The organism is Nitrospinota bacterium, from assembly GCA_016208975.1.
In the GTDB taxonomy this organism is placed as follows: domain Bacteria; phylum Nitrospinota_A; class UBA7883; order UBA7883; family JACRLM01; genus JACQXA01.
Genome location: JACQXA010000002.1, coordinates 80,417 through 96,182, shown reverse-complemented (window position 1 = coordinate 96,182; position 15,766 = coordinate 80,417). Strand labels below are relative to the sequence as shown.

Annotated in this window: 12 protein-coding genes; all 12 read left to right on the top strand. The window is 55.7% G+C overall.

The genetic code is table 11. The features are described from left to right. Window positions 1-55: 55 nt before the first annotated feature. Window positions 56-526, top strand: a complete 471-nt coding sequence (locus tag HY751_02100; protein MBI4665183.1) for a hypothetical protein — start codon at window positions 56-58, stop codon at window positions 524-526. A gap of 74 nt (window positions 527-600) precedes the next feature. After that, entirely contained in the window at window positions 601-858 is a 258-nt protein-coding gene (locus HY751_02095; protein MBI4665182.1) for a hypothetical protein, read from the top strand. 155 nt (window positions 859-1,013) lie between these two features. Continuing rightward, window positions 1,014-1,988, top strand: coding sequence for a hypothetical protein (locus tag HY751_02090; GenBank protein MBI4665181.1), 975 nt, complete (start codon window positions 1,014-1,016; stop codon window positions 1,986-1,988). Window positions 1,989-2,251: 263 nt separating this feature from the next. Then, entirely contained in the window at window positions 2,252-2,659 is a 408-nt protein-coding gene (locus HY751_02085) for a thioredoxin family protein (protein ID MBI4665180.1), read from the top strand. Continuing rightward, the gene (locus tag HY751_02080; GenBank protein ID MBI4665179.1) at window positions 2,659-3,372 is read left to right on the top strand and encodes a cytochrome c biogenesis protein CcdA; all 714 of its coding nucleotides are present in this window, start codon (window positions 2,659-2,661) and stop codon (window positions 3,370-3,372) included. Before HY751_02085 ends, HY751_02080 begins: the two co-directional genes overlap by 1 nt. A gap of 78 nt (window positions 3,373-3,450) precedes the next feature. After that, a complete protein-coding gene (locus HY751_02075) occupies window positions 3,451-4,938 on the top strand; it encodes a tetratricopeptide repeat protein (protein MBI4665178.1) in 1,488 nt (495 codons plus the stop codon). A 57-nt stretch (window positions 4,939-4,995) separates the two neighbouring features. Next, complete coding sequence (locus HY751_02070) at window positions 4,996-6,021, top strand: chemotaxis protein CheW (protein MBI4665177.1); 1,026 nt, start codon at window positions 4,996-4,998, stop codon at window positions 6,019-6,021. 65 nt (window positions 6,022-6,086) lie between these two features. Continuing rightward, window positions 6,087-7,535, top strand: coding sequence for a methyl-accepting chemotaxis protein (locus HY751_02065; protein MBI4665176.1), 1,449 nt, complete (start codon window positions 6,087-6,089; stop codon window positions 7,533-7,535). A gap of 65 nt (window positions 7,536-7,600) precedes the next feature. Continuing rightward, on the top strand, window positions 7,601-9,853 hold the full coding sequence (locus HY751_02060) for a hybrid sensor histidine kinase/response regulator (GenBank protein ID MBI4665175.1): 2,253 nt from the start codon (window positions 7,601-7,603) through the stop codon (window positions 9,851-9,853). Window positions 9,854-9,941: 88 nt separating this feature from the next. After that, window positions 9,942-11,024 carry a chemotaxis-specific protein-glutamate methyltransferase CheB gene (gene cheB / locus HY751_02055; GenBank protein ID MBI4665174.1) on the top strand — a complete coding sequence of 361 codons (1,083 nt, stop codon included), beginning with the start codon at window positions 9,942-9,944 and terminating at the stop codon, window positions 11,022-11,024. 4 nt (window positions 11,025-11,028) lie between these two features. Then, the gene (locus HY751_02050; GenBank protein ID MBI4665173.1) at window positions 11,029-13,734 is read left to right on the top strand and encodes a PAS domain S-box protein; all 2,706 of its coding nucleotides are present in this window, start codon (window positions 11,029-11,031) and stop codon (window positions 13,732-13,734) included. 109 nt (window positions 13,735-13,843) lie between these two features. After that, window positions 13,844-15,760: a DUF3365 domain-containing protein gene (locus HY751_02045; GenBank protein ID MBI4665172.1), complete on the top strand. Its 1,917-nt coding sequence runs from the start codon at window positions 13,844-13,846 to the stop codon at window positions 15,758-15,760. Window positions 15,761-15,766: the final 6 nt, after the last annotated feature.

The window sequence follows — 15,766 nt, the reverse complement described above, 5'->3', positions numbered from 1 at the left end:
GCGTTATCAATGCCGGTTATTCAGATAACCACCACATTATAGACACGAGGCGGGAATGGTAAAAACGTTGACGGTAATCCTGATTACAGTGGCGGCTTGTATCGGGGCCGCTAATAATGCGGCCGCAGAAAACAAGAATCCCTGCGGCGCTTCAAGAAGCGCCCCCAACCCATGCGCCCCAGCCGCGGTGTCATCGGATGACAGGAAACACATTCGACTGGAGAGGATCACGGATTACGAAAAGCTCGTGTCCATGGGGAAGAAGCTTTGGAACTCCGAAGCACTGGGGACCAGCGGCCTATCGTGCATGTCATGCCATGCGGACCATGAGAACCTGAACCTCGACAAGGTTAAAGGGTGGCCGCACCACGTAAAAATGACTGGGGACATTCTGACGCTTGACCAGATGGTCAACTATTGCATGTTAAATCCCATGGCCGCAAACCCGTTAGATCCCAACTCGGTGGAAATGACGGCAATGGCGGCGTATTACCGGGAATATACGGCTTCTTACAAAAGGCGCTGAGGCGCGATGACCTGGAGGGAATCAGGTTGTAGTGTTATTCACTTGTCAATCAATCCAAAAAAGGGGGACTTGTTATGACGAAGATCACGAAATTGCTTATTGCTACGGTAATCGCCACGGGAATTGGGTTCGCCGGTGTGTCTCCGGCCATGGCCGCGGATAAAAACCCCTGCGCCAAGAATCCTTGCGCGGCGGCTGACGCGAACAAGACAAAGAATCCCTGCGCGGCAAATCCTTGCGACACTAAAAAGAAGAAAAGCAGTGACAAAAAGCAGGGAGACAAGAACCCGTGCGCCAAGAATCCCTGCGCCAAGAATCCTTGCGCAAAATAGGCTGGATTGTTCCACTCGTCTTATTTGCGGGTATAGGGGGCTCCCTTCCTTTTTCGGCGGAGGGGGGCTCTTCCCTTAACTCCCACTGGCGCCGCCCGGCTCGTGGCGGGGCAAGTATATATTCGCTTTACCCGGAAGACTGCGGCTCTTGCCATATGGCCCAGCTTGACCCCTGGAAAGAGTCATTACACGCAAGGGCCGCAGGTCCGGGGCTTCTTGGTCAACTCGATCCCGAAAACCAGCCGGACACCGCCAATTCATGCTATTTCTGCCACGCTCCGCTGGCGGAGCAACAAGAGTTCAAAAGCGCAAGCGGCGGGGGTTATGCGCCAAACCGGGGCTATGATGGGCGCCTTAAACATGCAGGCGTCAGTTGCGCCGTATGCCATGTGCGATACGGAAAAGTTTACGGGCCGCCGCGAAATGGGAAACTGGAAACCGCGCAAAGTGATTTGCGAGGCCACAATGGTTATTACGCCCGGGATTTTTACGGGAAATCGGAATTCTGCGCCGCGTGTCACCAGCTGAATGATGGTTATAAACTAAACGGCAAATTGCTTGTTAATACCTACGCGGAATGGCAAAAAAGCAATTGGGCTAAGGATGGCGTCCAGTGCCAGAATTGCCATATGCCAAACAGGGAGCATCTTTTTAAGGGGATTCACGATAAGCGGATGACTTTAAGCGCCCTGGATATACAACAGGTGTGGGATGGGAAAAAGGCGGCGCTTGCGGTTACAAACTCCGGCGCGGGGCATTATTTCCCAACTTATGTAACCCCGCTGGTGATTATCAGGGCTCATTTGGAGGATTCTTCCGGGAAAACGATCCCAGGATCCGAAAGGGAATATAAGATTGGGCGCAAGGTGAGCCTGGACATCAGCGTGGAGGAATATGACACCCGTCTGGCGCCAGGGGAAAAAAGGGAATACATATACGACGGCCATATTGGCTCCGCATCGCGGATTGTATTTTCAATATCGGTGTATCCGGATTATTTCTACCATGGGTTTTTCAAATCCACGGTGGAAAACGCCAGCGCTCCGACAATGGGGCTCATATCACAAGCCCTTACGGAAACAGGCAAATCGTCCTACAAATTGTGGAGCGGGTCCATAGAGCTTCAGTAATGGCCGCTAGCCGTTTGTAATATTCATCCACCTGTTATCACTAAACTATAAGAGCCTATATAAGGCTCAACCAGGAATGGATTAAATAATCCCAATTATAGAGGCGGATGACCCATGTCTATTATGTGCAATATGGAAGGGTGCAAGGCCAAAAAAGGCCTATGCAAGCATGAGAAGGCGATGCTGGTGATGGCAGGGCTTGCCATTGTGGCCTTTATTGGATGGAGTTTTGTATAACGCTACTGATTATGCGGAGGGAACAAATGGGAAGAGGTTCATTGAGGTTTTTTGCCAGGGCCGTCCCCCTTATGGTGGCGCTTTCAATATCGGCCGGCCAAACAGCGGGCGCGGCGGAGATAATGCCATTCGACGGCAAAAAATTCGCTGAGGCCCAAAAAAGCGGCGTTACAATCATTGTGGGCGCCCATGCCGATTGGTGCCCAACCTGCAAAAAACAGGAGCCTGTAATCGAAAATCTTTCGAAAGACGGCAAGTTCGCCACCGCAATTGTGTTCAAGGTCAACTTTGACACGGATAAGGAGGCCTTAAAACTTCTGAAAATATCGTATCAAAGCACCCTGATAGTGTTTAAGGGGAACAAGGAAGCGGGGCGTTCCGTGGGTGAAACGGATCCGGGGAAAATCCGCGCGCTGTTTGAAAAGGGAATTTGATGCTTTCCATAATTCTCGGATATGCGGCTGGCGTTTTGTCAATACTGTCGCCATGCGTGTTACCGCTGGCTCCAGTGATATTGGCCGGGGCCATGCGAGAGGGCAGGCTTGGCCCCTTGGCGGTGATGGGTGGTCTGGTAATCTCTTTTACAGCCATGGGAATGGTTTTGCCGGTCGCTGGCCAGTTGATTGGAATCGGCCAGGGAACAATCAGGGCAGGAGCGGCGGCCATTCTGTTTCTGGCTGGAGCTTTCATGCTGGCCGGCGCAATGCATTTAAGGTTTATGAAGATGGCCGAGCCGTTGCTGGCTGGTGTGAAAAACTATGCGGGCGCATTCAACGCCAGCGGAATTGGGGGGCAGGTTGCGCTTGGGGTTTTATTGGGGGCGCTATGGGCGCCTTGCGCCGGGCCCACGCTCGGCGCGGCCATCGGGCTTGCCATGAGCCATGAATCCTTGATAAATGCCTCTGCCGTGATGGCATTTTTCGCCCTTGGCGCGGTTACTCCCCTTGTTTTCCTTTCATACGCGGGGCGTTATGCGATTGGGTTGCGTAACAAACTTGCTTCCGCTGGAGGAACGCTAAAACCCGCGTTGGGCATTACGCTACTTGCCACCGGAGTGGCCGTGTTATCCGGAGCCGATAAACATATTGAAAGCATTCTGACTAATGCGTCGCCAGCTTGGCTTACAGACATTACCACCCGTTATTAAACCTCTTTTCTCCCTTCTGGCCCGTAAAACGGTTTGGGCGTAATATAAGGGAAGTAAAAACATACTCGGCGCCTGGTAATGCCGGATATTGATGAAAAGCTCCTGCGCGCCTTCGGGGAGCTTGTATCGGTCAAAATAGGGTTGCGCCCGCGCCCGGGCGACGAAAACATCCTGCGCTCCGCCATCCTCACCCGGATAAAGTCCGGCAAATCACGCTCGCCGGAAGAATACTACCAGCTGGTGGATTCAGACACGGAGCAAGGCCAGCTGGAGCGCCACGAGCTGGCCGCGCATTTCACCGTGGGGGAAACATATTTCTTCAGGGACCGGGGCCAGTTCGCCCTTATCCGGAGCGTGATATTGCCCGAAATTATAAAACGGCGCGGTGAAGATAAAACCCTGAGGATATGGAGCGCCGGTTGCGCCACCGGTGAGGAGCCGTATTCGCTGGCCATGGTGTTGGATGAGCTGATACCCAAAAATTCCGGGTGGGAAGCGATGATCCTTGGCTCCGACGTGAGGGAGGATTTTTTGGCGAAAGCCCGGGGCGGGATATTCGGGGAATGGTCTTTCCGCTCGATTTCCAAAGATGGCCGGAATAAATATTTCAAGAAGCTAAATGAAAGGCAATGGGAGCTACGCGGCCATATAAGGAAAATGGTCACGTTCCGCGCGGCAGACCTGGCTGGCGCGGATTACCCGGAAGGGATGGACCTTATCCTGTGCCGCAACCTTCTCTTGTACTACGAGCGGAACTTCGTGACGGCCATCGTAAATAAACTCTCCGCCGCCCTTGGCGATGGCGGTTATCTGATAACGGGCCATGGCGAGTTGTTCTCCACGCCGGTTGAGGGCTTGAGCCACAAGGTATATCCGGAATCGGTGGTTTACCAGAAAACATCCGGCCAGGCCCAACCATCCATGGCATTGGTGGCGCCTAAAACCCGCGGGGAGCCTGTATTCCAAAACTTCATACAAATACCGGAGCCGCATATTATCTCAGCGCCGGTCAGGTATGTTCCGCCCGCAGGGAATGAAGATCCGGCTCCAGAGCCGGAATCCCCGCAAGACCCGTTTAAAGGACTGGAAGCCGCGCTGGAACAGGGCCGTTACCAGGAAGCGGCGGCGAAAGCGGAGAATATCCTGCGGGACGCGCCGGGATCGGTAAAAGCCCTTTGTTACGCCGCCCGGGCCATGGCCAACACCGGCGACCATAAAACAGCGGCCGCTTATCTGGAAAGGGCCGTGGCGGCGGACTGGAACTCCGTGGAGCCCCATTATCTGCTGGCGAACATCGCCGAGGAAAACGGGGATCGCGCGAAAGCCAAAGAGGAGCTTAATAAAGTAATATACCTGGCGCCGAAATATATCCCGGCGTATATGGACATGGCGGCCATCCACGAAAATGAAAACGATTTTGACCGGGCGCGAAAAATGCGCCTGTCCGCGCTGGCGGTACTGAAGGCGGGGCCGGAGAAGGCGTTGATAGCGCCTTACGGGAACATGACGGCCAAAGAGCTTATAAACCATCTGGAAAAAATGCTGGAAGAGGGCCTGGCGGTGTAGTAATATTTTTTAGTAAGGGTTGGTCCGGAATGGCTTCAGCTTAGTCGAGCTGGGTATATGCAGAACGAGCCTTATCTCATCCTGAGCCATCGTGGTGGATGGTACGCCGTTGAGGCGCAAGCCGTGCTTGAAGTAATCTGGATTCCAGAGCTTATCCCCGCCGAAGAATTTCCCACGTATATCAAAGGCTTATTCAACCTTCGAGGGAAAATAATACCTGTTGTGGATCTGGATTTGCGTTTTGGCCGCGCGCCATCACCCTATTGCTTGTGGGACGTGGTGGTGGTGGTGATGGTTGAAAACGCGATGGTGGGCCTGATAGTTAATGAGGCGCTTGCCGTCGAAAATCTGGACACGGAGGATATCTCATCGCCTTCCGCCGCGCTTGCCGGAGGCCAGCGCCAGCCGAAACTGGTAAAAGGGGAGGCCAAACTTGACGGCAAAATAGTGATGGTCCTCAACCTTGGGAGCCTGGCTCAAAGCGTCGAATATCCGGAAGCCGGAGCGGTAGCGGAGAAAGGCTTGGCTGTATCAGCCCGCCCCGGCGCGGTGGAGGCCGTCACGCCGGAAAACCTGGCCGTTTTCCGGGAGCGGGCCCGCAGTTTACAGCAAGACATTGTGGAGCCCTTGCAGATTGGCCTTACGCCTTATGCCGTGATCGGCCTGGCGGGCGAGGGCTACGCGGTGGACCTTAACCTGATACTGGAATTCACAAACTTAAAAAGCCTCATGCCGGTGCCCTGTTGCCCGCCCCACGTGATCGGGAACATGAACCAGCGGGGGGATATCCTCACCATAATAGACATCCGGGGGTTTCTGGGCCTGCAGGCTCCGCCCGCCGGGCTGGATACCAAAGTGATGGTGGTGAAAGCGGGGGAGCTGAACGTGGGGGTGATTGTTGATGAAGCCCGCGACGTGGTGTATCTGCGCCCCTCGGAAACGCTTCCGGCGCCAATGGGCCGCGAGGCCGGGCAGGAGGAATATTTAACGGGCGTGTTCCAGATTAAAGAGGGGATGGTTTTGATAATAGACCTGGAAAAGATGCTGGAGAAGGGGGACCTGGTGGTAAACGAAACTGTTTGACGGCAAGCGGTAAACGCCGTCATTAACCCGGGCCAACGGTTCGGCGCAAAAGGAAGGGGCAGACGATGTGGAAGAACATGAGACTCAAGAACCGGATCCTCCTCGGGTTTTCCGCGCCAATCCTTATATTCGTGATAATGGCGGTGGTGGTGTTTGTCAATCTGCAATCGCTTTCGGATGGCTTCGGCAGGGTCGCGGATACCCTGGAGAAAGTCAATCAAGCCAACGAGCTGACCCGCCACATGTACAAGATGGTGCGAGCCACCAGGGGTTACGTAATTACCCATGATAAAGGCCACATAACATCGCTTGAGGAATCTTCGAAAGAAATACATGTCCGCGCTCAAAGTCTGGAAAAAGTCCTTGTGAATGCGGAACAAAGGATCCGCCTGAACCGCCTTGTGGAGCTTGCCGGAAAATACGAGAAGGAGATAGCCGAGCCGGTGATAGGCGTCATCGAGGGCGCCAGAAAAGGGGATGTAGTGGCCCTCGTACTGGCAGGAAGACCTGTCACAAACGAGATAGACAAAGTCTCCGCGGATTTCAACAAGAAGGAAATGGAGATCATGAAAGAGGAGGAGAATAAAGTCGCCGATACGATAACGTCCGTAATTTACGAGCTTATCGCCGGGGCGTTTGTATTGGTGGCTTTCTCCATGGGGATGGCCTATTTCATATCCAACGAGACGTTCAAGAGCGTCACCGAAATAGTCAGCTCCATAACCAGCGCCGCAACGGAAATATCGGCCACGGTCAACGAGCATGAGCGTACCGCCAACCAGCAGGCATCGGCGGTGAACGAGACCAGCGCCACGGTGGAGGAGCTGGGGGTGTCTTCCCGCCAGTCATCGGAGCAGGCGGAGACGGCGGCGGTAACGTCCCAGAAGGGGGTAACGCTTTCCGAAAAGGGGTTTGGCTCGGTGCAAAGCACGCTGGAGAGCATGGGGAGGACCAAGGACAAGGCGCGGATCATATCCGAACAGATACTAAGGTTAAGCGAGCAGACGGGCCAGATAGGCGGCATCGCGGCGCTGGTGAATGACATAGCCAACCAGGTGAACCTGCTGGCGCTGAACGCGGCGGTGGAGGCGGCCAGGGCGGGGGAGCATGGGCGGGGTTTCGCCGTGGTGGCGCAGGAGATAAGGAAACTGGCCGACCAGACCAAGAAATCCATAGAAAGGGTGAACACCCTGGTCTTGGACATCCAGAAAGCCACCAACTCCGTGGTGATGGCCTCGGAGGAGGGGACGAAAACCATAGACGACAGCGCCAGGCTGTCCCGGGAAATGGCCGATGTGTTCACCAGCATTTCCGAATCCATGAAGTCCATATTCGAGAACGCCCAAAAGGTGATGCTCAACGCCAAACAGCAGGACACGGCCATGCGGCAGGTGGTGGAGGCCATGAACTCCATAAGCGGTGGGGTAAGGGAGACTGCCGCCGGAGTGAGCCAGACGAAAATAGGGGTGGAGAAGCTGAAGGAAACGGCGATAAATCTCAAGGAGCTTGTGTGAGGGTAGAACGGATTTAGGCGGATCGGGATTACGCTGGCGCGCGGTCTTAAGGGGAGCCGTTGGAAATGATAAAAGACAGGGAGATGCGCGATCTGTACCGGACGGAGTGCGATGAGCGCCTGCCCAAAATGGAAAAATACCTTCTCCATCTGGAAAGCGGGCAACCTGCTGACAGCGCCTTTTATGAGGACCTGCTCCGGGAGGTCCACAGCCTCAAAGGCTCCTCCAGAATGCTCGGCATCATGGGCGTGGAACGCATAGCGCACAGCATGGAGGATATGCTCGCCCCAATCAGGAACGGAGAAAAAGTGTTCACCCATGCCATGGCCGACCGGATGTACTCCGCCATGGACTCCGTGAAAAAACTTGTTAACGAAGCCGTCACCGGCGAGGCCCCCGCTGGAGTGGATGTTGAGGAAGTGATCCGGCGGTTAACCGGCGAGGCGGGAAATGACGGCCCGGAAGAACCGCCAACTGCCGCGCCGCCAGCGGGTAAACCTGCATCCGGCCAGGACAGGCCGGAACCCGTCGCGCCGGAGGTATCCCACTCCGCCCCATACCAGATAGACACCGTCCGCGTTAAAACCGGCCAGCTGGACGAGCTGATGAACCAGACCGGGGAGCTTGTGGTGTTGAAAACCCGCATGGCGCACAGGCTTTCCCAGGCGGACGACGCGCTGAACCTGTGGGACGAGCTGGTAAAAGAGCTGGCCCCGGTGATTTACGCCAGCAGGATGGAGCCGCGGAACGTATCATCCGCCGGGTCTCTTGTTAACCAATCCCGGGCCGGGGAGCTGATCAGCCGCGCCACAGACTCCTTTAATTCCCTCCGGGACGCCATTAACGAAGACAATTCAAAACTGGATTTTATTTCCGGCGCGCTGGAGGGCGGGATCCGCGACATCCGGTTATTGCCATTCTCCACGCTGTTCGACCTTTTCCCCAGAATGGCGCGGGACCTTTCGCGGGTAAGGAACAAAGAGGTAAAGCTGGAGATAACCGGAGGCGACACGAAAGCGGACAAGCGCGTGATAGAAGAGATGAAAGACCCTGTCATGCACCTTATAAGAAACGCCATAGACCATGGCATTGAGCCCCCGGAAGAGCGGGAGCGGCTGGGGAAGCCCGGAACCGGCGCGATCCGCCTGAAAGCGTTGCGTACCGAGACGAACATAATAATAGAAGTGTCCGACGATGGCCGGGGGCTGGACACGGAAGCCATAAAGCGCGAGGCCATAAAGCGCGGGATAATAGCGGCCGAAGGGGCGGAGGAGACGCCCGACGAGGAGCTGAAATCCATCATATTCGCTCCAGGGTTTTCCACCAGCGCGTTTGTGACGGACATCTCCGGCCGGGGGGTTGGGCTGGACACGGTAAAGGCGAAAACGGAATCGCTTAAAGGCTCCGTCCGGGTGGAATCCGCCGCTGGGGCTGGATGCGTGATAAAGATAATATTGCCCGTGTCCCTGGCCACCACCCGGGTCCTCATAGTCAGGGCGGAGGGGAAGAGTTACGCCATACCCATAGAATTCACCAATTCGACCATTATGGTGTCACCCGAGGAAATGTTTCCCATGGAAGGCCGGGAGACCATATCTTTCAGCGGCCGCCCCACCTCCATAGCCCGGCTCAGCGATATTCTGGAACTGCCCGGCGCCGCCGGCAAGGGGCGGAAAAATGGGACCGCCGGGAAGGGCGGGGCGTTCCCCTGCGTGGTTATCCAGGCGGGGGATGAAATCATGGCCCTGCGGGTGGACGAGTTGGTGGACGAGCAGGAGATAATGATAAAACCCCACAGCCAATTGCTGAAACGGGTGCGCAACGTGACCGGCTCCACCATCCTTGGTAACGGGGAAGTATGCGTTGCGCTAAACCCGGTGGACATGCTATCAACAGCCCGGAAAAAGGCCATGGCGCGGGCTCCGGCCCCGGTGAAAGCCGCGGCGCGGGAAACGAAACGGGCGATCCTGCTGGTGGAGGACTCCATAACCACGCGGACGCAGATAAAAAGGATTATCGAGGGTTTTGGATACGAAGTGGCCACGGCGGTGGACGGGATGGACGCGTGGGGCAAACTGGCGGAGCGGCAGTTCGACGTGGTGGTGTCGGACATCATGATGCCCAACATGGACGGCCTCGCCTTAACCGCCAGGATACGCCAGGATGCAAGGCTTAAGGAACTGCCGGTGATATTGGTTACAACCCTCGCCTCCGATGAGGACAAGAAGAAGGGATTGGAGGCCGGGGCAAACGCCTATATCCCAAAACCGGCGTTCGACCAGAAAATCCTTGGTGAAACCCTCAGGAGATTTATTTGAGAGATAAGAAGTATTTGGAAGGCTACGGAGCGCCTCCCCCTGGCGACACGGTCTCCATTCCTTAGACTTGACCCCAAGGAGCGCGGTAATGGAAGTGGCTTCTAACAAAAGCGGCCGCCACGGCGGGACAATCAAGGTTCTGCTGGTGGACGATTCGATGGTGGCGTTGACGCTGTTGAGAAGGATGTTGTCCACATCACCGGACATAGAGGTGATAGGCATGGCGCAGAGCGGCGAGGAGGCTTTAAGGATGATTCCCGCGCTGGATCCGGCGGTTGTCCTTACGGACCTGCACATGCCCGGTATGGGGGGGCTGGAATTCACCAGACAGGTCATAGAAAAATATCCGCGCCCCATACTGGTGGTCAGCGTGTCGGTGGAAAAAAATTCGCACAACGCGTTCGAACTGTTGCAGGCGGGGGCCATAGACGTTTTCACAAAACCCCGCGCGTCTTTGGAATCCGAATACATGCATATGTCCGGAGAGCTTGTCAGCAAAGTGAAAATACTGGCCGGCGTGCATGTGATCCGGAAGATGGGGATAGCTGGAAAAGGATATGGCGCGCCGGGGGATAATATCAATAGCAAAGGGGTCATAAGGGCGGTGGCCATTGGGGCGTCCACGGGCGGCCCCCAGGCCCTTTACTCTATCCTTTCCCAACTGCCCCACGGTTTTCCCATGCCGGTGATTTGCGTCCAGCATATTACGGAAGGGTTTATGGAGGGGCTTGTGGAGTGGTTGCAGTCCAACAGCCAAATCAAGATCAGCGTGGCCGGGAACGGGGACTATCCTTTCCCGGGCCACGCCTATTTTGCCCAAGAAGGGGCGCATTTGCTGATAGACAAGGCAGGCCTGTTCAGGTACGCGCAAACACCCCCTTACCTTGGGCACCGCCCATCCATAAACCTTGCCTTTAAATCCGTGGCGGAAAGGTACGCCAGCGCCGCCATGGGGATACTTCTAACGGGCATGGGCGATGACGGGGCGGAAGGGATGAAAGCCATAGAATCCGCCGGGGGCATGACCATAGCGCAGGACGAGGCTACCAGCGTAGTCCACAGCATGCCGAGAAGCGCCATAGACAGGGGAGCCGCCCGATACGTGCTTCCGCTGGACCAGATAGCGGACGTCATTATATCCATGGTCCCCAGGGTTGAAAGGGAAAGGTGATTCGATGAGTCCCACGGGTATGCCGAAGAGGGAAATACTGATAGTGGAGGACAGCGACGTTCAGGCTGTCCTTTTACAGCGGATCCTTGAGCAGGAGGGTTTCCAGATAATCCGCGCCCGGGATGGCGAGGAGGGGCTTTCCATGGCCAAATGGCGCAAACCCGCGCTGATAATAAGCGACGTGCTCATGCCCAAGATGGACGGCTGGGGCATGTGCATGCGGATAAAGAAGGAGGAAGAGGTAAAGGCTCCGGTCATCCTGCTCACCCAGCTGTCCGAAGTGGAGGATGTGATAAAGAGCCTGGAGGCCGGGGCGGATTACTACATCACAAAGCCTTACAACCCCGCGTTCCTGCTTTCCAAGGTGGCTTATTTCCTGGAGAACCATATAGAGGTCTTGCCTAAGCGGGAAGAAGCCCCCACCACCATCACTTACGGCGGCAAGCGTTTCACCGTTACCTCCAACCGGGAGCGGATAATGAGCCTGCTCCTGTCCATCTACGAAAACGCCATAGAGCAGAACAAGGAGTTGAGCAAGGTTCAACAGGGGCTGGCCACCCTCAACGAACAGCTGGAGGAAAAAGTAAGGCAAAGGACGGCGGCGCTGGTGGCGGAGGTGGAGGAACGGAAAAAGATAGAGGAGAGGCTTCGGGAAAGCCAGGAGACCCTGCGGCGCGCCCAGGAGACGGCGCGGCTTGGAACCTGGAGCATGGACATAAACAAGAATCACGTTACCTGGTCGTCCGAGATGTATGTGATATTGGGGATAAGCCCCGCCAAATTCCCGCCCTCGTTCGACCTGTTTATCTCGATGACCCATCCGGATGACAGGGAGTTGGTGAAAACCGTCATCGAAAGCGCCCTTACGAAAAAAGAGCCGGTGGACGTGGAAAGCCGGATTGTGAGGCCCGACGGCTCCATACGCCACATAAGCGCCCAATGCAGGGCATACAGGGAAGAAAACGAGGCCGGGGCAAAGATGGTGGGCGCGGCGCTGGACATAACGGAACGCAAGAATGCCGAGGAGGAGCTGATAAGGCTGAACAGGGCGTTGAGGATGCTCAGCCGGGGCAACCGGGTCCTTGTAAGGTCCAGCACCGAGGGGGACCTGTTAAACGCCATATGCCAGGTGATAGTCAGGGTTGGCGGATACCGCATGGCATGGATATGCTACGTTGATAATGGCGAACCAAAAACCCTTCGGGTGGCGGCCAGCGCGGGATACGAAAAAATGGACGACATACCCATCGAGCGCCGGTGGCCCGGGCTTTCAGCCGGAGAAGGGCCCCTGGCCGGGGTTATCCAGTCGAAAGCGGCTTTCATTGACCGGGCCATACTTGGTAAAAAGGAAAGTAACGGGGCCATCCAGGACGCCAAAGCCTGCGGATACGCCTCTTACGCGGCGATGCCAATATTGATAGGGGGAGCGGTGGCGGCGATCATAAATGTTTACTCCGGATCGCCGGAAGCTTTCAGCGGCGATGAGGTGGAGCTACTCGAGGAAATGGCGGAGGACATGGCGTTTGGGATCAATTTCATCCGGGAGAGCGCCGCCCGGAGGCAGGCGGAGGAAAAATTCCGGCTTATCGCCGAGGCGGCCCAGGACGCTGTATTGCTGATAGACGAAGAGGGTAAAATCCGTTCCTGGAACGAATCGGCGGAAAGGATATTTGGATACCCCGCCGAAGAGGCGCTGGGCGGGAAAATGTCGGAGCTGATAATACCGCCGGATGTCAGGAAGCGCCATGAAGAATGGATAAAGCGGTTCGGTGAAACCGGAACCGGGGCGATGATAGGCAGAGTAACGGAGATAAGCGCCCAGAAAAGCGACGGCTCCATCTTCCCCGCCGAGTTGTCCTTGTCCGCCGTGAAAATACACGGCAAATGGATGGCTGTGGGCTTGTTAAGAGACATAACGGCGCGAAAAACCTCTGAGCAGATGCTTTTGCAGTCGGAAAAAATGGCCTCCATAGGCAATCTTGCGGCGGGAATAGCCCACGAGATAAACAACCCCATCAGCTTCGTCAGCTCCAACCAGATTTATATAAAGAAAGCCGTGGAAAAGCTTTTCGGGCTGATAGACGGGTTAAAGGACAGCCCGGAGGCCGTGGAAAAGCTTCTGGATGAGTCCCGCCCGTTAAGGGAGGAGTTCCGGGAGATCATGGAAGAGTCCATGGAAGGGACGCAGAGGATAATCACGATAGTTAAGGATCTAAAGCCGTTCGTCCATGTGTCTGAAGAGCATTGGGAGGCTACGGACGTCCACATAATAATAGACGGGGCGCTCAACATAGCGCGGAACGAGATCAAATATAAGGCGGAGGTTGCGCGGAAGTACGAATCGAAAAACGCGAGCATAGTGGAATGCATCCCAAACCAGCTGGGACAGGTGTTCTTGAACCTTTTTGTGAACGCCGCCCAGGCGATAAAAGATAAAGGGACAATAACCGTCCGCACCAGCGACGGGGAAGATACGGTGATGGTGGAGGTCCGCGATGACGGCGAGGGGATGTCCAAAGAAAACCTGAAACGGATATTCGATCCGTTCTTCACCACAAAACCGGCGGGGAAGGGGACTGGGCTGGGGCTGGCCTTGTCGCACACCATCATTCAAAAGCACAATGGGACCATTACCGTGGACAGCGAGCCGGGCAAAGGCACGGTGTTCACCATCACCATCCCGCTTCGACGGGACATTCCGGAAAGCTGATATAACCGCGCGGCGCTTTTAATTATTTAACCAACTCTGGCGTCTGTGCGCGTTATGCCCCAAAATAGGAAGTGGGTTGGTATTGCTCAAAGCTGGGTTCTAACTAGTCATGGTAAACCGTCAAGACCATCTGGGCGCGGCGCTGAAAAGGTATTCGGCGCTGGCGTTCGTCCTGTGGTCTTTGCTTATAGTATCGCTGGCGGTGTGGGACAGGTGGAAAATACACCAATTCACATTGCAAACCGCCAGGAACGAGGCGCAGGCCAATTACGCCAAAGACGTGGCTTTCAGGGAATGGGCCGCCTCGCACGGCGGGGTATATGTGCCAGTGGACGCCAATACACCGCCAAACATCTACCTTTCCAATATACCGGAGAGAGACATCACGACACCTTCGGGAAGAAAACTGACGCTCATGAACCCGGCGTACATGGCGCGGCAGGTAAATGAATATTTCGCAAGGACCAAAAGGTTTTTCGGCCATATAACAAGCCTTAGCCTGAAAAACCCCATAAACAAGCCGGATCCATGGGAGGAGAGCGCCCTGAAAGCCTTTGAAGCGGGTGTGAAGGAGGTTTCAGAGGTGACGGAGATGAACGGAAAGCCTTTCCTGCGGTTCATGCGGCCAATATATACCAAAGAAGGGTGCCTGAAGTGCCATGCGGAGCAAGGGTACAAGGTGGGGGACATCAGGGGCGGCGTAAGTGTCTCGGCGCCTCTGGAAAGCTACTATGCGGGGCAGAGGCTGGAGAATGAGCGGCACGCGATCGCTTACTCGTTGATATGGGTAATTGGTATTCTGGGGCTAACGTTGAGCTACCGGAAAATAAGGGCCACAACTGAAAGCGAGTATAAAACCCGCGCGGAGCTGGAATGGGCCAATGACCAGCTTAGGGAAGAGATGGCCCAGCGGGAGCGGGTGGAAAGCAGGCTTCACGCCAGCGAGCTACGCACGCTCCAGGTGGTGGAGGCGTCCCCAACGCCGATGATAATCACCGACAAAGAGCAAAAGATAGTGTTCTCCAATAAAAAGTTCAGCGAGATGTCCGGCTATGCGCCCAACGAGATAGCCGACACCGGCCAGTGGTGGGGCAAGGCTTGCCCCGATGAGGAGTATCGCACGCGGGTCTTGCGAACATGGGAAGAGGCCATGGAGAAGGCGGACCGGGAAATGGCGGGCATGGAGCCGGTGCGGGTGTCCATCACGCGGAAGGAGGGATCCAAACGGGAAGTTATCCTCAACTATTCATCCATAGGAGAGTTGGGGCTTGTGGTTTTCCACGACATCACCCATTTAAAAGAGCGGGAAGACGCGCTGGAAAAAACCACGGAAGACCTTATAAGGTCCAACCAGGAGCTGGAGCAGTTCGCCTATGTGGCGTCGCACGACCTGCAGGAGCCTTTGAGGACTATCGCAAGCTACCTTCAGATCCTTGCGTCAAATTACAAAGGCAAGCTGGACGCGGAGGCGGACAGTTTCATAAACTTCGCCGTGGACGGGGCCCGGCGCCTCCAGGCCGTAATCCAGGACCTTCTGGCGTATTCGCGCCTGTCGGCCCATTTTAATCCCCGGGACAACGTGGATCCCGCGGAATGCGCCGGAAACGCGCTTATAAGCCTCCGGGAAATGATGGAGCGGACGGGGGCCGCGATCAAACTGGGCGCCATGCCCAAGGTTAAAGCGGATCCGGATCAACTATCCATCGTTTTCCATAACCTGATAGCCAACGCCATCACCTACACGGATTCCAGCGTGAAACCCGAGGTGGAGATTAAAGCGGTGGAGCGCGAGGGGTTAATAGAGCTTTCAATAAAGGATAACGGGGTGGGGATAGAAACTCAATACCATGAACTCATCTTTAAAATGTTCCAGCGTCTGCGGCCCGCAAAAGACCGTATAGGCACCGGTGTCGGGCTTGCCATGTGCAAGAAGATCGTGGAAATGGGGGGAGGGAATATTTGGGTGGAATCCACCCCGGGCGAAGGGAGCGTATTCCGGTTCACCATCAAAAAGGCGGAACAATAACGCCTG